The organism is Streptomyces sp. NBC_00457 (assembly GCF_036014015.1).
Classification (GTDB): domain Bacteria; phylum Actinomycetota; class Actinomycetes; order Streptomycetales; family Streptomycetaceae; genus Streptomyces.
The window spans coordinates 10,716,966-10,739,417 of the sequence record NZ_CP107905.1 but is presented as its reverse complement, the minus strand read 5'-3'; the positions used below and the strand labels follow the sequence as shown (position 1 = coordinate 10,739,417).

At 67.6% G+C, this 22,452-nt stretch carries 17 protein-coding genes, 1 tRNA gene and 2 pseudogenes; 10 read left to right on the top strand and 10 right to left on the bottom strand.

The window, feature by feature from the left end; translation table 11 throughout:
* Window positions 1-21: 21 nt before the first annotated feature.
* The 5 genes from OG828_RS49045 (at window position 22) to OG828_RS49025 (ending at window position 7,113) form a co-directional block, all read left to right on the top strand.
* On the top strand, window positions 22-423 hold the full coding sequence (locus OG828_RS49045; RefSeq protein ID WP_328499647.1) for a TadE/TadG family type IV pilus assembly protein: 402 nt from the start codon (window positions 22-24) through the stop codon (window positions 421-423).
* A complete protein-coding gene (locus tag OG828_RS49040; RefSeq protein ID WP_328499648.1) occupies window positions 423-869 on the top strand; it encodes a pilus assembly protein TadG-related protein in 447 nt (148 codons plus the stop codon). The genes OG828_RS49045 and OG828_RS49040 overlap by 1 nt, the downstream gene beginning before the upstream one ends.
* A gap of 8 nt (window positions 870-877) precedes the next feature.
* Entirely contained in the window at window positions 878-4,327 is a 3,450-nt protein-coding gene (locus OG828_RS49035) for a hypothetical protein (RefSeq protein ID WP_328504769.1), read from the top strand.
* Between the two features lie 86 nt (window positions 4,328-4,413).
* A complete protein-coding gene (locus tag OG828_RS49030; protein WP_328499649.1) occupies window positions 4,414-6,108 on the top strand; it encodes a DUF2637 domain-containing protein in 1,695 nt (564 codons plus the stop codon).
* Window positions 6,109-6,381: 273 nt separating this feature from the next.
* Window positions 6,382-7,113, top strand: coding sequence for a transglycosylase SLT domain-containing protein (locus OG828_RS49025; RefSeq protein WP_328499650.1), 732 nt, complete (start codon window positions 6,382-6,384; stop codon window positions 7,111-7,113).
* A gap of 291 nt (window positions 7,114-7,404) precedes the next feature.
* On the opposite strand, the gene OG828_RS49020 is transcribed toward OG828_RS49025, so the two are convergent.
* On the bottom strand, window positions 7,405-8,106 hold the full coding sequence (locus OG828_RS49020) for an NAD(P)-dependent oxidoreductase (protein WP_328499651.1): 702 nt from the start codon (window positions 8,104-8,106) through the stop codon (window positions 7,405-7,407).
* Between the two features lie 111 nt (window positions 8,107-8,217).
* Here OG828_RS49020 and OG828_RS49015 point away from each other — a divergent pair, with 111 nt between their 5' ends.
* On the top strand, window positions 8,218-8,937 hold the full coding sequence (locus OG828_RS49015) for a TetR/AcrR family transcriptional regulator (protein WP_328499652.1): 720 nt from the start codon (window positions 8,218-8,220) through the stop codon (window positions 8,935-8,937).
* Here the strand turns inward: OG828_RS49015 and OG828_RS49010 are convergent.
* Entirely contained in the window at window positions 8,848-10,431 is a 1,584-nt protein-coding gene (locus tag OG828_RS49010) for an ISL3 family transposase (RefSeq protein WP_328499653.1), read from the bottom strand. The genes OG828_RS49015 and OG828_RS49010 overlap by 90 nt on opposite strands.
* An 84-nt stretch (window positions 10,432-10,515) precedes the next feature.
* Here OG828_RS49010 and OG828_RS49005 point away from each other — a divergent pair, with 84 nt between their 5' ends.
* On the top strand, window positions 10,516-11,109 hold the full coding sequence (locus OG828_RS49005; protein WP_328499654.1) for an SbcC/MukB-like Walker B domain-containing protein: 594 nt from the start codon (window positions 10,516-10,518) through the stop codon (window positions 11,107-11,109).
* 174 nt (window positions 11,110-11,283) lie between these two features.
* On the opposite strand, the gene OG828_RS49000 is transcribed toward OG828_RS49005, so the two are convergent.
* Together OG828_RS49000 and OG828_RS48995 are read right to left on the bottom strand one after the other, a co-directional pair.
* Window positions 11,284-11,850 (bottom strand): hypothetical protein, encoded by a 567-nt coding sequence (locus OG828_RS49000; protein ID WP_328499655.1) that lies wholly within the window; start codon window positions 11,848-11,850, stop codon window positions 11,284-11,286.
* Between the two features lie 23 nt (window positions 11,851-11,873).
* Window positions 11,874-13,526, bottom strand: a complete 1,653-nt coding sequence (locus tag OG828_RS48995) for a hypothetical protein (RefSeq protein WP_328499656.1) — start codon at window positions 13,524-13,526, stop codon at window positions 11,874-11,876.
* 170 nt (window positions 13,527-13,696) lie between these two features.
* On the opposite strand from OG828_RS48995, the gene OG828_RS48990 reads away from it, so the two are divergent.
* Complete coding sequence (locus OG828_RS48990; RefSeq protein ID WP_328499657.1) at window positions 13,697-14,266, top strand: hypothetical protein; 570 nt, start codon at window positions 13,697-13,699, stop codon at window positions 14,264-14,266.
* 283 nt (window positions 14,267-14,549) lie between these two features.
* Here OG828_RS48990 and OG828_RS48985 read toward each other — a convergent pair.
* The 3 genes and pseudogenes from OG828_RS48985 to OG828_RS48975 form a co-directional block, all read right to left on the bottom strand.
* A pseudogene (locus tag OG828_RS48985) lies at window positions 14,550-15,272 on the bottom strand (hypothetical protein); the annotation flags it as partial.
* Window positions 15,273-15,299: 27 nt separating this feature from the next.
* A complete protein-coding gene (locus OG828_RS48980) occupies window positions 15,300-16,541 on the bottom strand; it encodes an IS256 family transposase (RefSeq protein WP_328351705.1) in 1,242 nt (413 codons plus the stop codon).
* A 143-nt stretch (window positions 16,542-16,684) separates the two neighbouring features.
* Entirely contained in the window at window positions 16,685-16,852 is a 168-nt protein-coding gene (locus OG828_RS48975; RefSeq protein ID WP_443062358.1) for a hypothetical protein, read from the bottom strand.
* A 197-nt stretch (window positions 16,853-17,049) separates the two neighbouring features.
* On the opposite strand from OG828_RS48975, the pseudogene OG828_RS48970 reads away from it, so the two are divergent.
* Window positions 17,050-18,425 (top strand): annotated as a pseudogene (locus OG828_RS48970) (IS1380 family transposase).
* 227 nt (window positions 18,426-18,652) lie between these two features.
* Window positions 18,653-18,772: transfer RNA gene (locus OG828_RS48965), tRNA-OTHER, on the top strand.
* Between the two features lie 767 nt (window positions 18,773-19,539).
* Here the strand turns inward: OG828_RS48965 and OG828_RS48960 are convergent.
* The 3 genes from OG828_RS48960 to OG828_RS48950 all read right to left on the bottom strand — a co-directional run bounded on the left by OG828_RS48960 (window position 19,540) and on the right by OG828_RS48950 (window position 22,296).
* Window positions 19,540-19,680, bottom strand: coding sequence for a hypothetical protein (locus tag OG828_RS48960; RefSeq protein ID WP_328499658.1), 141 nt, complete (start codon window positions 19,678-19,680; stop codon window positions 19,540-19,542).
* A 460-nt stretch (window positions 19,681-20,140) separates the two neighbouring features.
* Window positions 20,141-20,755 (bottom strand): hypothetical protein, encoded by a 615-nt coding sequence (locus OG828_RS48955; RefSeq protein WP_328499659.1) that lies wholly within the window; start codon window positions 20,753-20,755, stop codon window positions 20,141-20,143.
* 161 nt (window positions 20,756-20,916) lie between these two features.
* Window positions 20,917-22,296, bottom strand: a complete 1,380-nt coding sequence (locus OG828_RS48950; protein ID WP_328504770.1) for a hypothetical protein — start codon at window positions 22,294-22,296, stop codon at window positions 20,917-20,919.
* Window positions 22,297-22,452 lie beyond the last annotated feature (156 nt).

Sequence of the window (22,452 nt, the reverse complement as noted above, 5' to 3'; positions counted from 1 at the left end):
GCCCAAGGGGATGCGGGCAGCGTGGCGATCGAAGCGGCCATCATCTTCCCTGCGCTGATCATGTTCGTGTGTATGGCGATCGCCGGCGGCCGCCTCATCACCTCCGGCGCGAAGATCAACGCCGCGGCCGAGGACGCCGCACGAGAGGCCTCCATTCACCGCACCGTGGCCGCCGCCCAGGACGCAGCCCATTCGGCCGCGAACGAGTCACTGACCGACCAGGGCATCAAGTGCGCCTCCAGCAGCATCACCGTGAACACGGGCGGGCTCAACGTGCCCGTCGGGCAGGTAGGGACCGTCACCGTGACCGTGAACTGCACGGTCAATCTGTCCGACCTCCTGCTACCCGGCGTGCCCGGGGCTCGCACCTTGGAGTCCACCGCGACCTCGGTAGTGGACCAGTACCGGCAGCGGGGGAACTGATGATCTTGCAGCAGGTACGGGGGCGCACCCGCATCGGGTTCGACGACCGTGGTGGGGTCACGGTGTTCGTCGCGGTGTGCGTGGTCGCGCTGATCGGCATCGTCGGCGTGGCCGTCGACGGCGGTGGCAAGATGCGCGCCACCGAACGAGCCGACTTCGTCGCGGGGGAGGCCGCCCGGGCGGGTGGGCAGGCCATCGACCCTGCCCAGGCCATCACCGGCGAGGCGATCGTCGTCGATCCGCAGGATGCGCAGGCCGCAGCCCAGGCGTACCTGCGCTCCGTCGACGCTGCGGGCACAGTGGCCGTGTCCGCCGACGGCAAAACGCTCACCGTGACCGTCAACGGCTCGTACGACACGAAGTTCCTGCCCGTGGTCGGGGTCGGCTCGATGCCGGTGACCGGTCACGCCACGGCCACCCTCCTGCACGGCGTCGCCGCTCCCTAAGGACCATGATGCGCACCAGCCACTCCCCCGCCGCCCGAGGTCGCACCCTGGCCAGGGTGCTCAAGGCCGTGTGCAGCCTGCTCGTCCTGACCGGCGCGGTCGCCGGGCTGCCGCTCGTGCTGGCCTGGGCCAGTCCGGTGGTCTGGGATGCCGGCCGCGACGACCTGGCCCATCTGCTGGACCGGCAGGACACCGGCGCAGCCTTCCTGATGCTGCTCATCGTGGTGGGGTGGATCGGCTGGGGGCAGTTCGCGTTCTGCGCGATCCGGGAGCTGGTCGCGCAGTTGCGCGGCCGGAGTTGGCACGCACCGCGGGGGCTGGGCTCCTCGCAGCGGGCCGCGGCCGCGCTGATCGGGAGCATCCTGGTCCTCCTGCCGACGAGTTCGGCCCTTGCGTCCTCCCCCGCCCAGGCCGCACCAGCCGTCAGCGCCACCCACGTCCCCGGGCAAGCCCAAGCACAAGAGACGACCGAGGCAGACACCAGCTCCGCATCGACGGCGAGCACGCCAGCCTCCCGCACGACGTACACGGTGCGCGAGACGCGGCCAGCGGAGAGCCTGTGGGGCATCGCCGAGCGGGAGTTGGGCAACGGCGAGCGGTGGCGGGAGATCGCCGACCTGAACGAGGGCCGCCCCATGGTCGACGGCCAGGTCTTCCACGCCAACGGCTTTCTGCAGCCCGGCTGGCAGCTTCAGATGCCCTCAACCGCCACAGCCGCGGGAGGAGTTCGTACGCAGCTGGATGACAGCACCCCGGCTGCCGACGCAAGCGGGCACGCCGTCACGGTCCACTCGGGCGACTACCTGTCGAAGATCGCAGAGGAGGAGCTCGGCGACGGCAGCGAGTGGCCGAAGCTGTTCGAGGCCAGCCGGGGCAAGCCGCAGCCGCACGGCCTGCCCGCCATCTCCGACCCGGATGTCATCTACGCGGGGCAGCAGGTCATTGTGCCCGGAGCCCAGTCCGACCAGCTGGGCCAGGGCCGTGACCTGGGTGATGAGCCGGGCAGCCAGGAGACCACTCCCCCGGCCGCCCAGAAGCCCGACGACACACAGCAGCCGGGCGCGGGCACGGATCAGGCACCCGCGCCGAGCCAGAGCACCGCGCCTGCACCGCAGTCGTCGGCCCCCGACACGCCGGCCAGTCGCCCCGCCCAGCAGCCCGGGCAGGAACAGCTCTCCCCTTCCGCTCCGGCCGCCGCCGTGACGCCCGACCCCAGTGCCGCATCATCTGCCCCCGCACGGTCGGCGCCAGCTGCACCGTCCGGCACCGTGGCCTCCTCCCCCGCCACCACGGCGTCCGAGACCCCAGCATCGGCTCCGGCCAACAGCCACCTGAACCTGCGCACCGTGCTCGGCGCCAGCGCACTGCTGGCCGCCGCCGTCACCGGTGCCCTCGCCCTGCGCCGGACACTGCAGCGCCGCCGCCGCAAGCCCGGCGAGACGATCGCCATCGCCTCGGAAACGTCCACGGCAGAGGCGCAGTTGGCGGCGGCCGCCGAGCCGGACGGCGCAACCCGCCCGGACGCGGCGCTGCGGACCCTGGCCCACCACGCGGCCCAGCAGGAGAAGGACACCGTGTTCCTGCCGCCGTTGCGGGCGGCCCGGATCGGCGCCCGCACGGTGGAGGTGCTGCCCGAGGACCTCGCTCACGAGCCGCAGGCGCCCTTCGTCTCCGGGCAGGGCGGATGGTGGGTCCTGCCCGCCGATGCCGTGCTCCTGGACGAAGAGACCGCCCGCGAGGTGCCCGCGCCGTATCCCGGGCTGGTCACGATCGGCCGCACCGCGGCGGATGACCTCCTGCTGCTCAACCTCGCGCAACTTCCCGCACTGCTGCTGGACGGCAACCCGCTTCACATCACCGAGGTGTGCACCTCGCTCGCCCTGGAGCTCGCGATGAGCCCGTGGGCGGGCGACATCGAAGTCGTCACCGTCGGGTTCGGCGAGGACCTGCCGCAGTTGCTGCCCACCGCGCGGATCGCCCACATGCGGCAGGCCGCGCACGCGCTGCGCGATCTGAGCGAACGGCTGCTGGAAGCGCACCAGATGCCCGAAACCCAGCATCAGCCGTATCTGCTGCTGTGCGCGTCCTCTCTGGACACGGACACGGCCTGGCAGTTCGCCGACGTCATCGACAAGGCGGGCACGGTCCCCGTCACGCTGATCGCCCCGGCGAGCACGGCGGCCGCGCACTTCCCCGAGGCGGAGATCCTCAACGCCTCCCTCAGCGAACCGCAAAGCCTCGACTACGCCGGCACCGACATCACGGTGCAGCGCCTGGAGCACGCCGCCTACCTGCAGATCACCACGGCCCTGAGGGTGTCCGGACAGCCGTCCCACCCGGCCGAAGGCCCCTGGCAGGACGTCCCGGACGAGCCCGACAGCCTGCAGCAGCCCGAGCAGACCGTCCCGGAGGAGTCCACCGCGCCCGCCGCCGCTGCCACCAGTCGCGCGACGGCGTCGGCGGACCCGAGCGGCGAGGTCTTCCCGGCCTTGCTCGCCGCCACCACCGATCCGTCCGGGCTCCGCCTCCTGTCCTCCGCCGCGTCGTCGACCATGCCTGCCGACGAACCCGACGCAGTCGTCGAAGCAACAGCGCCTCCGGCCCCCGCACCCCCGGCGGCCGCGGAAGCCGCCGAGGCGGACGACCAGGAGGACTCCGCCGAAGAACCCACGGCGGCGGAGGCAGAGGAGTGCGAAGCGCACGACCTGCACGCCCCGGAGATCCGCGTGCTGGGCCCCGTCGAGGTGACGGACGTGGACAGCACCGGCCACGGCCCGCGGATGGCGCAGCTCGCCGCGTTGCTGTTCTTCCGACCCGGGCGAAGCTCCGACGTACTGTGCGCCGACATGGACCCTCTCAGCCCCTGGACGGCGAGCACCCTCAACGCCCGGCTGCAGGGCCTGCGTCGCTCCCTGGGCAACGATCCGGCCGGCAGCCCCTACGTACCGCGCCGCAAAACCGGCGAGGACCCCTACCGGCTCGCCCCCGGCGTGCACTGCGACTGGATCCGCTTCCTGCAGCTCGTCGAAAGGGCCCTGCCGATGGGTCCGTCAGGCCTCACCGACCTGGAGAGGGCGCTGACTCTGGTGCGCGGCAAACCGTTCGGCGGCAAACCCCTGCCCTGGGCCGAGCCCTACCAGCAGGAAATGATCACGCGGATCATCGACGTCGCGCACACCGTGGCCACCTACCGCACCCCCGCCGGCCCCCACCGTGACCTCAGCGCGGCCCGCCGGGCCGTCGCGACCGGTCTCGACGTCGACGACACGGCGGAACTGCTGTATCGGGACTGGCTCCGGATCGAGCATGCTGCCGGGAACCGGCAGGGGCTGCACACCGCAATCACCCGCGTCCAACAGGTCAACCGGGCACTGGACTGCTCACTCGAGACGGAGACCGAGGACCTCATTCGCGCCCTCCTCACCCGGACCTCTCCTGCACGAGCCCAGGGCAGATGAATGACGAACAGGGGACGATCCGCTGCCCGCACGCAGCCGGAAAGAGACGACCACGACGTACAGCACGTAGTGGGAGAGGGGTACGGGTGGCCGCGCCGGTGCAGCTGACACGGACGCACCGGGTTCTGATCGGCGTGGTCGTCTTCGGTGCCGTCGTCATCGCCGGCATCGGTTTCGCGGGTTCGTACGCCGCTGTCCGCGAACTGGCCCTCCAGAAGGGCTTCGGGGACTTCAGTTACGTCTTCCCGATCGGCATCGACGCGGGCATCTGCGTCCTGCTCGCCCTGGATCTGCTCCTCACGTGGATACGCATACCCTTCCCGCTCCTGCGCCAGACGGCGTGGGTGCTGACGGTGGCGACGATCGCCTTCAACGGCGCGGCGGCCTGGCCGGACCCGCTGGGTGTGGGCATGCACGCGGTGATCCCGGTCCTGTTCGTGGTCTCGGTCGAGGCCGCCCGCCACGCGATCGGCCGCATAGCGGACATCACGGCGGACAAGCACATGGAGGGGGTCCGCATGACGCGCTGGCTCCTGGCCCCCGTGCCCACGTTCCTCCTCTGGCGCCGTATGAAGCTCTGGGAGCTCCGCTCCTACGACCAGGTCATCAAGCTCGAGCAGGAACGTCTCGTCTACCAGGCCCGCCTCCGCTCCCGCTTCGGCCGCGGCTGGCGCCGCAAGGCCCCGGTCGAGTCCCTGATGCCCCTACGCCTCGCCAAGTACGGCGTCCCCCTGGCAGACACAGCCCCCGCAGGACTGGCTGCAGCAGGCCTCGCACCGACTTTCCGACCCCCTGCCGAGCGCGCCGGCGCCTCCACCCCGCCAGAACACGCCTCCCTCGAGACACCGGCGGTCCCTGACCAGCAAATGACCAAGCCGGACGGAGCAAGGCCGCGACACGTCCCAGCCTCCGCGCCCAAGCGGTCACCTGCCCCTCAGGAGTCGACCGAGGACGCCGTCGACCGGTTCGCCGAGTCCTACCAGGCGTACATTGCGCAGTTCCACGTCGAGCCGACCGCCGCGCAGTGGGCCCTCTGGCTCCGCGACGCGTACGGCATCTCCACCGCAGCCGGTGCCCCGCTCTCCGAGGAACAGACCCAGCCCCTGCTCCGGGTACTCCCACGGCGCGCTGTTCCTCAGACCGAAGAGATCGCCGTCTCTGAAGAACCACAGGCAGACTTCGTCATGAGCGGCAAGGAGCGCGAGTTCACCGGCATCGGATCACCCGCCGATGAGGCTGCCGCCGATCCCGGCGGGCAGGCCGCCGACGAACTCCCGCAGGAGGAGCATCCCGAGGCGGCACCCGCCGGTATGGGCGCGCAAGCCGCCACGGAGCGGCGCGGCCTGCAGGTGAACACCCCCATCGATGCTCCGCTGCCAGGCCACGACGACGTAGCCACGAAACGAGCGGCCCTCACCACCGTCGACCGCTACTACCTCGTATGGATGGAGTGCCAGGCCGGGCAGGGCGAGGAGCCCACGGCCGAGCAGCTGTCCGCCGCTCTCGCCGCGAAGGGCATGTACGGCCGCGGCCGAAAACCGGTCAGCCCCGCCAACCTGCGCCGCTACCTCCTGCCCTTCCGCCTGTACAACGTCTGGGCCCAGCACCGGGCGCACGGCCCACAGCCCTCGCTCAACGCCATCGCCCAGGAATGCGCAGCCCGCGGGATCACCGGTCAGTACAACAAAACCATCACCACCGATCACCTCACCCACGAAGCCGACGACTTCGAACGACGCTGGCAAGCTCTCACCCACCACCGCACCAGCACGCAACGGTAGGTCCGCGAGCGCACGCCGCCTGCGCATCGGCTGCATCAAGGTGAAGATCAATGACGGTACGAAGCAGCCACCGCGAGCCACAGCACGAGTCCGGTGGGGCCGGTTGCAGCCGTCCCTCCATAGGCGGGGTCATCTCAAGCCGTCACGATGGGGCCCTCAACGGCGTCACGACCACGCTGGCGGCTGTTTCTTCCGGGCAACGCTCGGAGTCGTTGCCGCCAGTTCGGCCGCTCAACCGTTTAATCTTGCGACGCTCGAACTTTTGATCTAGCGATGCTGGAAGGAAACCGTGTGAGCGGGAACTTGGTGCGGGGATTAGCGGTGGCCTCTGCCACTGCGGTCACCACTGTCGGCGCCGTTGCGGGAGCTGCCCAGAGCAGCACCGGCCAGTCGGTGAACGACACCGAAACGACAGCGAGCAACTCGACCCTCCTCGCGGACTTACCCGCGGGGCAGCAAGTTCAGGTGCAGACGGCCGCTCTGGCTCAGCAGGCCGACTCGCAGGCCATCGCCGCGGACAACAGCGCAAGGAAGACCGCGGCGGAGTCGGCCCGCAAGCAGGCCGCGAAGGCCGCGATCGCCAAGCAGCAGGCAGCCAAGCAGCAGGCCCTCAATGACGCCAAGGAGCGCCAGGAGGCGCGGCAGAAGGCCAGTCGATCGTCGACGGACTCCTCGGCGACGGACAACTCCAGCCTCGCGACGCAGTCCTCGTACACCACTGCCCAGGTCCGGGCTATCGCGCAGCAGATGGTGCCCAGCGATCAGTTCCAGTGCTTCAGCAACATCGTGGACCACGAGTCCGGCTGGAATTACAAGGCGGTCAACCCCTCTTCCGGGGCCTACGGTCTCGTACAGGCCTATCCCGGCTCCAAGATGTCGTCTGCCGGAGCCGACTGGCAGACCAATCCGGCCACGCAGATCAAGTGGGGCCTGAACTACATGAACGACCGCTATGGCAGTCCGTGCGATGCCTGGCTGTTCTGGCAGGCCAACGGTTCCTACTGAGCCGATGCCGTTGAGGCGGCTCAACCCTGCGCAGCTCCTCACCGTTCTGCGGTGAGGAGTTGCCCCATGTGTCGGTCGGGACGGGTCCAGAGGAGCGGTGGGGAGAGACGTGAAGGGGATGAATCGTGTTGCGAGTGCCTCGGTTGTGAACGGTCACGATATTCCCCATGGGACAGTTCATGAACTTCCCCATGGGGATCCCGGAGTCGCTTCCGTGGGCAATGGTCTCGGCAGACGTAGTGACACACTCTCAGGGCCATCCGATGGCTGGGGGTTGGTGCGCTGGGGTGCTCAGTAGCCGACAGTGAAGCGGCGTTGGACGAAGCGAGGTAGTTCCGCCTCGTCGACGAGGGCGACGGCTGCGTCCTCCGCGGAGATGCGGCTGCGTCCGTCCGCGTCGAGGATCGTCTGGTCACTGCCGACGCGGAACCGGCCCGTACGTTCCCCGGGTGCGATGTCCTCCGCGGGGCTGAAGTAGGTCCATAGCCGGTTGGAGAGGCGAAGGACGTTCAGGGCGTCCCGGTGGCCGCGTACTGCGGCGGCGTACTCCCGAGGCAGGCCGATCGCGTCAAGGGCTTCGTTCAGGAGTTCGTCGGAGTCGGCTCGTACGACTCCGGGTTCGATCTCCAGGCTGCCGGCGCCGCCGATGACGATGAGCCGTGTCCGGGAGTGGGTCTCCAGCGCCTTCAGGAGTGCCTGCGCGGCCGTGGCGTAGACCGTGGGATCGGCGATGGAGCGGGCCACGGTGTCAGCGATGTCCTGGGCTGCGTTTCCGGGCTGGAATCCGCTGATCAGTACGTCGAGGCCGGGTATGGCAGCGGCGACTGCATCGGCATCAAGGACGTTGAGGCTCTTCCAGGTGATGTCCTTCCGGTTCTCCTCGATCCGGGTGGCGTCGCGGCTGAAGGCCGTGACCTGGTGGCCCCGGCCGAGGGCTTCGGTGACGACACGACTGCCGATGGTGCCCGTGGCCCCGATGACTCCTAGGTGCATGAGCTCTCCCCTGGGTAGGTTCCGCTGACCATACTGCACGGCACGCGGAAACTATACGCCATGAAGTAAAAATACGGCGCTCAAGTTTGTGACGCTGTAGAGTGAGCGGCCATGGGAAGCGTGGGAAGCATCAAGGGGCGCCGCGAGCGGCTGCGCGCCGAGACGACCGCCGAGATCAAGAAGGTCGCGCTGGAGCTGATGGCTTCGGGCGGGCCCAACGCGATCACCCTGAGGGCCATCGCGCGCGAGATGGGCATGACGGCCAACGCCATCTACGGATACTTCGCCACTCGTGACGACCTGGTCACCACGCTGATCAACAACGTCTACACCTCGCTGGCCGACACCGTGGACGCGGCTTGGGAGGCCGCCCCCGCGCATGACCCGGCCACCCGGATCCAGGCATGGGCCTGCGCCTTCAGGGACTGGGCGCTGGCCAATCCCGAGGGCTTCCGCCTCATCTACGGCGATCCCGTCCCCGGCTACCAGCCCCCCGAGGGGGGCGCCGCACCGGACGCCGCCCACCGCGTCTGCACCGGGATCACCGCCCTCGCGGCCGCCGCCTGGCCACAGGCCGAACTCCGTTACGCGGACAGCGACTTCGACTGGTCCGACTTCGACCCAGGTCTACTGGACAAAGTCCGCCCGGCCTTCCCCGAGCTGCCCCCGGCCGCCGTGGCCCTGGCCCTGCGCATCTGGAGCCACCTGCACGGCCTGGTGTCACTGGAGATCTACGGCCACCTACAGGCGCAGGCCCTCAGCCCGGAGAAGTTGTTCCGCGAAGAACTGGCCCAACTCATCCGCTCCTTGGGCATCGCCCCGCAGAAGTAGGAGCCTTGCATGCCCAGCCACCCGTAGTGCACCGTCACCGCCCCGCAGGTGGTCAAGCGCCATGAGGACATCGAACCCATCGGCCCACTCACCCGCACCAACGGAAACGTTGCCCCAGCGGGGAATAACGTGACGCTCAAGCTGCCGATGATGGGGAATTCCCGAACTCCACGGGAGGGTGAGGCCGGCGGTGACGGCATCGAGGTCGAGGCACAGGCCCTGCGCGAAAGCGAGGACGGGGGCGGGTGCGTCTCGTTCGACCTCGCGAACCCACGCCAACAGCTGATGGCCACGGCGGTGTTGGAGCAGGTCATGGAAGGTGCGGGCAAGGTCGCAGGCTCGGGCGATGTCGGGGCAGGCCAGGCGAACCCTCAGGAGTTCGTCTTCCTCGTGGCGCTCCAGGGTGCCGCGGGGCAGCATGATCCATTTGGTGATCTTGCGTGGGCTTGGGATAGCGCCGCGGGCGGGTTCGACGGTGCCGGTTCGAAGGCCGGCGGCGTAGCGGCGCACGGGCAAGTCGCTGCCCTGGTAGCCGCGTTCCCGGACCTCGCGGTAGAGGTCGGTCGGGCTGGTCACGCCGCTGGTGAACCGCTCGGTCAGGTACTCGGTGAAGGGCTCCAGCACGCCCTTGGGACGCCCCATCCGGGCGGAAGCCAGCAGCTCGTCGAGGCCGGTGTCGCGGAAGTGGCGGACGGTCTTGCGGTCCAGGTGCAGGCGGCGGGAGATCTCGGAGACGGACCATTCTTGCCCGAGCAGACGGTGGATGTCTGAGTAACGGTCGACGGTGCGGACAGCGATCTTCGTGGGTGGCAGAGTCGGCGGAGGCAGGGGATTGATGATCCGCCGGGGCTCTGCAATGCGGTCGCCTTCGGCCTGTTTGCGCAGGCAGGAGCGGTGCTGGTGGCACGTCTTCTCGACCGCGGAGGAGAGGTTGTTGAGCAAATGCCCGCGGTCGGCGACCTCTTGGGCGCCTGACGCGGCTTCGCGCACAGCGCTGGAGTAGGCGCTGGCCCGGTCCCTGCAGATGATCTCCGCGCCGGAGTGTTCGCGCAGCCAGGCGGCGAAGGTCGCCGCGTCCCGGTCGGGCAGGACGTCCACCACCCGGGCCGCCTCAATGTCGACCAGGACAGTGCCGTAACGCCAGCCCTTCCGGAAGGCGAACTCGTCGACTCCCAGCACCCGAGGCGCCTGTTCGGGCGCCACCGGGGCCGTGAGTAGCCCCAGCAGGTGGGTACGGCCGGTAGGCAACTGGAGGACCCGGCACAGGCGTTCACCGGGACGGCCGCCCAGGAACGTCGCGATGCTCCGCATCCATCGCCGAAGGCCAACGCTGTGGCGACGGTACCGCTCGCTCAGATCCGGGACCTGCTCGACGAATGTCCTCCGACGGCATGAGGCCCGGTCGCAGAAGAACCGGCGCACGCTGAGCCAGATCGCCAACGTCCGCCCCATCACAGGGCGTTCAGCTACCCGCCGCACATACCGAGAGTGCACGCGACGTCCGGGCTAGCCGCAGTCCGGACAGACTGGTGACCGCCCGCACGACGACGCCTCGACAGAGACTCTCTCCGCAGTGACGTGCACCGCGGTGACACGCACATCGATCCCGGGAAACAGCACATCCTCGATCGCCACGGCCCCCATACCTGGGCAATCCCCACGAGAAACGTTCCCGCAGTCGCACGACGACCTGGGGATTCACGGAATCGCGGCCAGAACCAATTACGCGATCGTCCACAGCTGCAACAGCTCTCCGGCGGCCGGCTGGACTTCGCCGCCAACTTCGACATCGTCAACCTCGCCAGCCACGCCCGCCGCAGCTCGCGCACCCTCTCCGGAGGGGAGACCTTCCAGGCCTCACTCGCCCTCTCCCTCGCTCTGATGGAGATGCACGGCCGCAGCCGCACCCGCCTGGAGAGCCTCTTCCTCGACGAAGGCTTCGGCACTCTGGACACCGCCTCCCTCGACAGCGCCCTGCAGGTCCTGCGCACCCATGTCGGCAGCGACAAGCTGCTGGCCGTCATCAGCCATCTGCGCCCGGTCGCCGAGACCGTGCACGACGTGCTGTGGGTCGAAAAGGACCACCACGGCTCCCGGGCCCACTGGCTGAGTGCGGCGGACCGCGACACCCTCATCCGCGGGGACCTTCACAACCTGACGGACCTGGCATGACCACCGTGCGCGCCCGCGGCCGTACCGCGGGGCGCAGTGCACCGACGCCTACCACGTCCTGTTGCATATGCGGGCCGCCGGCCAGGCGCATAGGGAAACCCGCCAGCGCACGGCGCCCGGGTGGGCGGTCCTCCGCGGCATCAGGCTGATCAGCGTCGTTTCGAGCACGAAGGCTCACGCACTCTCGTCGCGTTCAGGCGGCAGCAGGAGGCGGACTTCAGCGCGTCGGGCGGTCGACGCCCGGCTCTCGCGGCCGCCAGGGGGACGCTCTGTCTCCGGAGCGTCCCTCACACTGTCGAGCGCCTCCTCAAGGCTGTCGCGTATGTGCTCCATCTCTGTCTCAACAGCGTCCTCGGCTACGACGATCTCCGCACCGATCTTGCGAAAGTCGGCATTCACCAGCTGTGACCCGGTTACTCCATGGCGTCCTGCCTGAGCCATGCCAGCGATGCTCAGCAGTGTACGGAGCTTTGGTCTGATTCCCCCTTTTATCATCGTGCGCAGTTTCTCCAGCCGCTCAGCCGCCGTTCCGTCCCAGCTCTTGGATCTCGACTCCTGTCTCAGCCGCTCCTCCAATTCTTGACGCCACTCGTCGAGCATGTGAGCGGCCGCCTGAACACCATCGAGCAGTACTTGGTAATCCCGTGCGCGCATGGCAGATCCGAGGTTGTCGAGTGCCTCCTCCACCTCTCTCAGTTGGCCCTCAAGGAACTGAGACAGCGGGACTTCACCGGTGGCCATGTTGCGCGCCCTGTGGGATGACGTCAGCCAACCTCGTCCGGCCACAAACGCTGCCCGTATATGCGCAGTCGTCTTCCGGCCTGCTGCACGCGGCGAAGCGTTTCGCCGGGCGATGAGGCATCGCCGAACTGGGACAACAGGGCGCCGGCATCTCTCAGTTGGTTGCGCAGCAGTGTGGCGCGTCGATCGGTGAGAGCATCCGCAAGATCCTCGGCTTGCCGGCGCAGGCTCACTGCCATGAAGCCCAGCCGCGCGGCGGACGCGTCGTGCGGGAGGCGCTCGATTTCACGTACGAGTGCGGCCAGTTCTGCCGCGGCTTGGTTATCTGGTGGTGGCGGAGTGAGCGGGATGACTTCGGCCAGGCGGTCGGAGACCGCTGTCTTTGGCTCGCCCTTGCCCAGTGGGGCACGGCCTGTTGCGCAGGCCTCGGTTGGAGATGTGGTCCAGTCTTCTTTCGGCGTGCCCGTGCCGCCTACGAAGGCGCGGGTCGCAAGGGCAGCCACTTCCAGGAACCACCAGCGGTCATGGTGAGCCATGCCAGGACGGGCGAAGAAACGCAACGCGCATCCGACAAGGACGAGATGGTTCTGTTTCTTCCACGCTTCGCGATCACCGTGCTGCGCTGACCCGTCCTCCGCCGCGGTGTGAATGGCCTTTGCGACGGTCCGGTACCCGACCATGGGCGGCGATGCTGCACAACGTCCGGGGGCCACCATCAGTTCGGCGAGCCCGCTGCGGATCGCGGAATGCGGCACGAGAGACGGCAACCACTCGGCGGCGATGGACAGCAGGAGCCTCATGGGGTCGAGCGAGAGCGGCCCAGTGGTCGAGTACCGGCCCAGATCGATGAGCTGGAATGCGTGCTCCTCAACCTGCCCAGCCTCCGTTCTCGGCAGCAGTACGTTGCGCACGTGCAGGTCCCCGTGGCTGCTGCCGAGGAACACGGGGACGGACGCCTGCCAGTCCTGTTTCGCCCCCTTGAGAAGTGCGAACGGATTGGGAAGCGGAGTCTGCCGCCCGGGAATCCTGATCAGTTCCGCCGGCGCGACGGTGTCGATGCCCTCTTCGGACAAGAACGCGCGGACGGCAGGGTCCTCGAGTCGTTGGCCGAGGAATCTCTCGAGGAACCTGCTGGGGATTTCGTCCACTGGGTCTGAACCCAAACCCCACTCAGTGATGATCGCTGTCACGAGGGTGGCGCAGTACCTGTCGAACTCCTCGTCATCGACGAGGTCAACGAGCCTGGGCGCCCTTTCAAGGGTGAGATCGCCCAGCACCACCCGTTGCAGGTGGATCCACCACGATCCCTCGCCCGCCAGCCTGCCGGATGGCTCCTCCAGCTCCACGAGATGAGCCGAGCGAAAGGCCTCAGGGCCCGAACCCATGGCGTCCCGAACGTTGTTGGTCTCCACATGCGCATCATCAGGCGGCACCAGCTTGACGATCAGGCGATCCCATTTTCGCGGCTGCCGGTGCGGTGTGCGGTGCACGACGGCGACGTAGGCCCCGCTGCCCCCGCCGGAGAGTGAGCGCTGGTAGCGCAGGTTGAAGGTCTGATCATGGAGCCAGGACTCAAGCTGCCGGATGACGTGACGGAACTCTTCGTCGTCGCCTCCGTGTTCCGAGCGCCAGCGCTCGCCCCCCTGGAGCCTGCCGATTCTGTCGGTCCTGACCATGGACCGGCCCCCCTCGGTCTGAAGATCTCGTCCCAAGGGCTCCGAGTATCGCGACCCCCCTGCCCCCTGACAATCGGCTCGGCGTGATCTACCGTCATCCCTCGGCGGTCTCCCAGCAGGAGGAACGCATGACGCGACCGACGCGACGCGGAAATGGTTCAGGGGAGCAAATGCCGCAGCCCAGCGAGAAGTTGGCTCTCTTACGATGGCATCTTGACCGGTACGACCGGCTCCGCGCCTCCACAGCATCCCGCGCGTCAGTCGTACTCAGCGCAGGCGCGATCCTGTCGGCAGGAAATGCAGTCGTCCTGGTACGCCTCATCGACGGGACAGATCCCCCGCTCGACACTACTGTGGCCCTGCTCTTCGGCGCGGGCCTGCTGACCAGCATCGGACTCGTTGTCCTGTCCCTTATCTTCGCCACCGGCGTCCTCGTCACCCCGAAGGCCAGCAGGGAGACCTTCACCGACGGCCACGACCTGCCCCTCGCCCTGACCTTCAACCCGTCAGACACGGTGCGGGAGTTGAAGACATATGCCGCGTTCAGGACGGCCGTCGCCGACCAGGGCTATGCGGCGATGCTCGAAGCCGCACAGGTCGAACTCTGGATCGGCATCCGCCAGCACCGCCTCCGCTACGTCCGACTGCGCTCCGCCGCCCGGGTACTGCGCTGGGCGGCAGTCGCGTTCCTGGTGTCTTTGGCCGGTTTCGTCATCACCGTGCTGAGCAAGGCGCCCTAGTACCAATGCCGTGACTCTACTGGTGATGTTGTCTGGGTCATGCGACGGCTGCGCACAGCGCGTGGTACGGCGGCGAGTTCTGGGGTTGCTGGACACCCAGTCGGAGACCCGGGTTGCTTTACGTGGTTGAGGGGTTCGGGTCGTTGGATGCGGACTGCGCGGGTGCCGGTGTGGGTGGGCTGGGGCCAGGTGTGGTGTTCGGCCCGTTGGGCGTTTACACGCGCCTGCAGTGGCTCGTTTCCCCAAGTCGGCAGGCCACGGAGGGCGTTTAAACGCTTGCGATCTACGCAGCCGCCTTCTGTCGAGCAAGCTCGCGCGCTCGCTCGTTCAACTCTCGCGCCCTCGGGTTGCCCAGGTAGGGCCGGATGCGTCGGCGCATGATGCCAAAGTGCTCGTCTGCCCGCGCGGACGACAAGGCCGCGTAGTCGTCGAGGAACAAGCCCCACGTCTCGCATGCCGCTTCGAGGTGCCCGATTTCCAACTGTCGTTGCGCAAGTAGGCCGTTCGCGTGCGCGCTGCCTTGTTTCTCCATCGGGGGCCGTGCGCGGTTCGATGCCCTCATGGCCTCGATGGAACCCGGCACGTCGCCGAGGGCGTACAGGACGCTCGATCGGTGGAACTCATACGCTGCCCGGTCGTAACCGCCCACAGCGTCCCGCCTGTTGTCAGCCTTCGCCAGAGCGTCTTCCGTCTCTCGGAGTCGCGCGAAGGCTAGCCGCCGGTCCCCCACCAGGGCGGCCCCATGCGCCTGTTGCCCGCGCAGGAAGGCTTGCAGTCGGGGTCCGGCTTGAGGTGCGGCTTCTGCAGCCGAATCGGCAAGTTCGAGGGCCTTGTTCGCGTGCTTCAGGTTGGCGGCCTGAAGGGCCATGCCGCGCAGGGTCCGGCAGTAGGTGACCTCGTCGCTGCCCGCCCTGGCCAGGCCGAGGGCCTGGCGGTAGTACCGCTGTCCAAGGCCGTGAGCCTTCTCGTACATGGCCATCCAACCCGTCAAGTAGACGAGATCGGATGGGTCATGTCCCGCTGAGTGGTGTAGTCACGGCAGCTGTTTCGATTCCGGTTGCGACGTGATCTGCGGTTCGGGCGGGGTCGGCGTGGTGAGGAGATCGGCCATGGAGGCTTCGGAGAGGTAGCGGCGGTCGAAGACCTGCCACTCGTCGTGGAGTTCGGCCAGGACCGCAGCGGCGAGTCGGTCCAGGGCTGCGGGGTTGGGGAAGACCTGGACGACATCGGCCCGTCGTTTGATCTCCCGGTTCAGCCGTTCCAGCGGGTTGGTCGACCAGATCTTCTTCCAGTGCGCCGGCGGGAAGTCAGCGAACGCCGTGATGTCCGTCGCCGCCTCCAGCAGCATCTTCTTGACCTGCGGGAACTGCCGTCCGAGCATGTCGGCTACCACGTTGAGCTGGGTGCGGACCTGCTCGCCGGTGGTCTGGGCGAAGACGGTGCGGATGGTGGCGGCGACCATCTCCCCGGAGCCCCTCTCGATCACCGAGAACACGTCCCGGACGAAGTGAACCCGGCAGCGTTGCCACGCCGCACCCAGGAAGACGGTGCGGATCGCGGCCACCAGCCCGCTGTGGCTGTCGGAGATGACCAGCTGGACGTTCTCCAGGCCACGGGCCCGCAGTGAGCGCAGGAACTTGGTCCAGAACGGCTTCGACTCACTGTCGCCGACCATCAGGCCGAGGATCTCGCGGTGCCCGGTGGCAGAGATCCCGGTGGCGATGACCACGGCCTGCGAGGCGATCCGGTGATTCACCCTCGCCTTGCAGTACGTGGCGTCCAGAAATACGTAGGGGAAGACGGTGTGATCCAGCGGCCGTTCCTTGAACGCGGTCAGTTCCTCGTCCAGTTCGCCGCAGATGCGGGAGACCTCGGACTTGGAGATCCCGGAGTCCGCGCCGAGTGCCTTGACCAGGTCATCGACCGAGCGAGTCGACACTCCGTGCACGTATGCCTCCATCACCACGGCAAACAGCGCCCGGTCGATCCGGCGCCGGCGTTCCAGCAGGGAGGGGAAGAACGACCCGGTCCGCAGTTTCGGGATCTTCAGGTCCAGGTCGCCGGCCTGCGTGGTCAGCAGACGCTCACGGTGCCCGTTGCGCCAAGTGGTGCGCGTCGCCGTGTGCTCGCCCGGGGCCGCACCGATTGTCTCGGTGGCCTCGGCCTCGATGAGCTCCTGCAGGATGCGCTCGCACGCCACCCTGATTGCTTCAACTCCATCCGCCCGATGTAGTGACTCAAGCAGCCGCATGAGCTCAGACTGGGACAAGGCCATCGCGTGCTCCTCCGGTTGAACTGCCCGTTCACCAGGGAGACTTGCGCGATGGCCTGCCCTTGTTCAGGGAGCACGCACGGTCAGCGGATGCACGCCCCGGGGCGGACACCGCGCGTTCCGGACCACGGCTCGGCTACACCACTTCACGGGACACGATCATCGGATGCTGCGGCGCGCATGTCGTTCTTGACAGCTTCGGTTCCGTCTGCCCGCAGGTAGGAGGAGACAGAGTTGACGATGAACGCGGCGGCCATCGGGCGCGCGTGAGCGCCCCCGAGTTCGTCGAGGATATCGGCGATCTTGTCCGTCATGCTGCGGACAACGGCCACGTCACCGGGGCCAATCCTGACGGTTCGCCCTGCGGCCTGGTGCTCAAGTCGGTCTAGCCTCACGCTTTCACCAAGTGGGGCGTCCGAGGCTTGATCAAATAAGCGGAGAGTGCTCCTGACCTGCAACGATGGGACTTGTCTAGGGTCCTGTTGGCTGCACGGAAAGAAGCACTCTCCAGGTGAAGAAGCGTATCGGGTCGTACCCGCACGTCCGCATCGAGGGCGGCGGCCGGGCGGTGGTCTCGCAGGCCGGGGCGTGCTGCTGGTCGAGACCGTCCGCAAGGCCGGTTTGGACACCGCGATATCAGCGGTGCTGACGCCGTGGCGGAAGGCTCGGGCGGTGCACGACCCGGGCAAGATCCTGCTGGACATGGCCCTGGCGGTCGCGCTGGGCGGGGACTGCCTCGCGGATGTCGCCATGCTGCGGGCCGAGCCGGCCGTGTTCGGGCCGGTGGCCTCCGACCCGACGGTCTCCCGCCTCATCGACACCCTCGCAGCCTCCGGAGAGAAAGCCCTGCGGGCCATCCGTGCCGCGCGGGCTGAAGTCCGCCAGCACGTCTGGCGGTTGGCCGACAGGGAAGCGCCTGATGCGGGCGGGACGGTGACCGTGGACCTCGACGGGGTGCTGGTGATCGCGCACTCGGACAAGGAGGACGCCGCACCCACGTGGAAGCGAACCTACGGCCACCACCCGCTGATGGGGTTCGTCGACCACGGAAGCGGCGGCACGGGTGAACCGGTCGCGGCCCTGCTCAGACCGGGCAACGCGGGATCGAACACGGCCACCGACCACATCACCGCCGCCCAACTGGCCCTGGCCCAGCTGCCGAAGAAGTACCGGCGCGGACGCCGGACCCTGATCCGCACCGACTCCGCGGGCGGTACTCACGACTTCGTCGCCTGGCTCGCTCAGCGGGGACGGTGGCTGTCCTACTCGGTCGGCATGGTGATCACCGAGCAGGTCCACCAGCAGGTGCTGAAGGTTCCGGCATCGGCCTGGACGGCGGCCGTCGAGACGGACGGCGAGATCCGCGACGGCGCCTGGGTCGCTGAACTCACCGGCGACGTTCTGGACGGCTGGCCCAAGGGCATGCGGCTGATCGTCAGGAAGGAACGACCGCACCCCGGGGCCCAGTTGCGGCTCACGGATGCGGACGGCATGCGGCTGACCTGTTTCGCCACCAACACCTCGGGCCGACCGATCGCCGAGCCCGAGCTCCGTCACCGGCTGCGGGCCCGGGCCGAGGACCGCATCCGCGCCGCCCGAACCACCGGCCTGCGCAACCTGCCCCTGCACCGCACGGCCCAGAACCGGATATGGCTGGAGATCGTGCAGATCGCTCTCGACCTGCTGGCCTGGATGCCGATGCTCGCCCTGACCGGCAAAACCAGACTCTGGGAGCCCCGCCGACTACGGCTCCGCCTGTTCACCGCAGCGGGACAGCTCGTGACCACCGGCCGTCGGCGAATCCTCCGCCTGGCCCGGCACTGGCCCTGGACCGATCACATCACCGCAGCCCTCGATCGGCTCACCCAACTGCCCGACCCTGGCTGACCAGCAGATTCCCCGTCCCTTCGACAGCACCTCAACACCCGGAGCAGTGGAATCCGGCGCCATCCCAAGGCGACACTCGGGTCTTCGGCCTGCACAGCCTCAGCCCACGGCACAAAACGGCCCACCGACTCCGTCGGCGGACCGTCACGAAACTTCGAGGCTAGACACCCTCCCCCGCGCGGTTCGCAAATCTCCTGCGTATCCCCGCCGGGCGGGGGAGGGCCAAACCCCTTGTAGCTCAGTCAGGAAGAGCAACACCAAGTGTGTGAATCTCAAACCCTTCCTTGGGATTGATCTTTGAACAGATTCATACGCGGGAGACCCCAGTTCGAGTCCGGGCAAGGGGACTGCTCGCCCCGGTGGAACACGGTCCAGGACAGCCCGAGCGCCCGCCGGGGCGGGCGCAACGCCCCGTGGGGTGGTCTGTGCCCACGTGCTGAACTCGTCTCCGCCGTCGCCCGGCCACCGCCGGGGGCCAACTGCCGCCATGCCTGCTCTCACGAAAGTTGAATAGGCTCCCACCCGTAGGGACCCAAGATCCTGTCCACTTCGTGCCGTTCCGCGAAGGGTGACCAACAGCGCGGGCAGGGAAGGCTGTCAGTGCCGCAGCGTACGGTCAGTGAGCACACCGTCCATCTGGACGAAACCACGGCTCGGCGACCATCGACTGTCAGTGGGCGCGGGTACAGTGCCCCCGCGCATTTGCGGGGCAACGGATTCCGCCCACTTCACTGGGTGAACATCCGGCAAATCAACCCAAAGTTAACCGCTCGGGTGTGCCTTCCCTCACCCTCTAGAGTGTGTGATGTGCGTCACTCAAAGGGTAAAAAAGGGGTGCCAACCTGGGCTGTTACCGGATAAGCAAGATCAAACTACGCAGATCAACATGTGGCTACACGATGCACAACCACAACAACGCAAGGCAAGATGGGGGCATCGCCGTACCCGAGTGTGATCGTCGCCACAAAGGCGGCCTCTGGCTTGCGTACGCGGCGGTAACCGCATTCGGAAATACGGAAGGCCCCACCCGACGCCGGCCAAGCATCCAAGTGAGGCCCTCCCTCAGCACTCCGTCTGCAGCGCGGCCCCGACCATTAGGTCGGGGCTCTTCGCGTTACATCGGCCCGTAGTCCCGCACGATCTTGTAGACCGTGAAGACGACCGGCCCCAGCCAGCGGACCGCCCGTCGGTGCGGCGGAATCCGCTTGCTGCAGCAGCGGCAGTGCCCCTCTGGCTTCTCGTTCTTGTCGGCCATCGGGATCTATCACCCCATTCCGTGGGACCTACGGATTTCGTAGGTCCGGTGGTTGGGTCCACATCCTTCGTGGACTCCGCGGGAGGCACGAGTGTTCGCGGACCCCTGGGGTGACTGATTGCAGAGCAGCGTACCCGCACGGTGCGGAATCCGTGGGGCCGTCAACTTCCCCTCGCCGCAAGGCGAGCGAGGCACCGCGTGCCGCGACGGACGGCTGCACGGGGCACGCATCCTCAACTTCGCGCGATCACGGCACTCTTACCTGCAACGCCCCCTGGGCGTACGTCCGGAACGGAGTGCCAGTTCCCTTTGAAGGAGTCGCCTATCTCACACAGGAATGCCAGATTCCGAGTGAACCGTCAGGCTCGAACGACCGTATTAATATGACTAGTTGGGTCACGCGGTTGCGGAACATGGCACCGATGCGGGTACAGGGCTCCCGCCGAGCCCGGTGCCACAGCTACAGGTCATGCTGGCGGACGGCCGGCCGGGGGAGTTCGGCAAGAACGGCGTTCGCCGCGTCGGTGAAGCGCTGGAGCTGGTCGCCGGACTCGTCCTTCAAGTGGTTCCAACCCTCCATGTCGAGGGGCTCGTACTGGGGCACGGACTCGGGCACCAGCCTGTGCGTCATGTCGTCGTACATCGCCCGGACGTACGTCTGGACGGTCTTCTGGAAGTCGGTGGCGGCCGGCACGAGGGCAGGCACCATCAGCCGGATGTGCGCGACCGTGTTGTCCAGGGCGGCCATATCCTCGGTCATCCCGCGGTACAGCACATCTCGGGTGCTGTCGTGCAGGTCGTGGCGCACGCGGGTGCTCGCATCCCTGTCCGCCCGGACGGCGTCCACCCTCGTTTCGACCTCGTCGAGCTTCAGGAGGGTCTTGGTGGCCTGCTGGAGGAAGCGGAGGCAGGCGTCGGCCCGTCTGTCCCGCAGCCAGTGAGCGTGTTCCGCCACCGACTGGTCGAGTGCCTGCTGCCGCATAGCTTTCGTGTTCATTCGGGACGTCAGCAGCCCGCCCCCGATTGCCGCCAGCGACACCACGCCCGTGACCACCGAGGCCGCGACAGCCGCCATTCCCGCATCCATGGCCGCCATACTGCCGTGCTGTCGCGCCCTCTGCGGCGTAGGCCGGGCGATCGCCCCAACGCCCGCCGTAGCTTCCGGTTCATCCCGGAGCTCGATGTTGTCCCGGAAGCCGTTGGGGACGCGGCCGCGGAAGGTCCGCGGGAGGCGTGTCACCGAATGTGGCCACCAGCGCGCAAGACCGCCTCCAGCGCCGGGTACCGGTAGAAGCTATCTCCCTCCTCGGCCATGGACTGAACCTTAGAGAGGAAGGAGACAAACTCCGCGGGCTGCGCCAAGCCCAGATGCGCCGTGTTACGGAAGAGCGCCACGGCAAGGTCGGGCATCTGGGCGGCGGTGCGGCACTCGTGGTTGCCCGCCCACGTCGTCAACGCTGCCCGGAGATCGTCGATGCCGAGGAAGACGCCGTGCTGGACAAGGAGTTGACCAGCTTGCTCCCCGGTACGCCAGCTTCCGGCTACCTCGATGAACCTCAGCACTGCGGGGACGAAGTACGGGTGGGGACGCGTTGCCACCACGTTCATCCGATGCAGCTCGGGAAGGTCAGCAAAGCGTTGTTCGAGCGCGGGAATTCGTTCCCTCGCGTAGCTGCTGCTGACGACCGCCAGGCTTGCTGCGATGTCGGCGCGAAGAGGTTCCCAGGTGGCAGAAGTAATGCTCCTGGTCAGCAAACCTTGAAGCCGCTCACGGAGTGGTTCGTCCACCATTTCCCAGAAAAAATCCTGGTCACAGAGGCGGATGAGTGCGCGAAGCTGTGTCTCGCCGTCGAGTGTCTGGAAGTTTTCACGCTGTCCAGCTATGGCGGAACGGACAAGCTCTCTGTCGCGTTGCGCGAACGCGAACAGCACGAGGGCGGACCTGTTGGCGTACTCGATGGCCGCCAAACGTCCATTGGGATCGAGTTCGCGTAGGGCGTGCTTCGCGGCGAGCTTGGCGATGTTGCTGCGGGCAGCTTTGCGTACGCGGTCGAAGAAGTTGGTCTGGATGTGGGACACCACCGGTACGAACGAGGGGTCGCAGGTGTAGTCGAGAAACGCGTCCAAGATCTTCCCGCCCTGGGTAGCGGGATGGGTCAGCAGCGTTGCCAGCGCGACCGCGAGGTGTCCGCGGGCGACTTCGGGGCGAGGCTCGTAGACCTCGCTGAAGCTGCGTAGTGACGGGTGTACGCAGAGGTTGCGGTCTTCGCGGATGCGTTCGAGTTCTCGCTGGCCGATCGAGTCGATCAGCTCGAAGTCAACTGCCTGGGTCAGCAAGCTGGCTTCGATGTTTTGCATCGCGCGCACGCCGTCGGGCGTGATGCCCTTTTCCCGTGCACTCATAATTTCGGTGCGGAATGCGATTGCCCCGGCATCGCCGTTGTCGGCGAGTTGGATGAGTTTGGTGATGATGTCCGCCGTGACCGCCGTCCAGGTTGCGGCGATGCTTGCGCGGATGGCGCCGGAGTTGTAGCAGCGCCATGCTTCCTCTGCGAGCGGCCGCGTGTCCGGGTTCCGGACTTGCGCTATCAAACTTTCCAGGTCCGCCACCGGCATCTCCTCGTAGTCGCACCCGAGTGTCCCAGGAAGTGCCCGGCCGAAGTTCGACACCCGACGACCGGTACATCTGATCGATCGGCACCATGATGGAGGGCCTCGTCAACGCGGGCCCTTCATTTCGTGCGTCACATATCGACTCCGTGTCCGCTGACT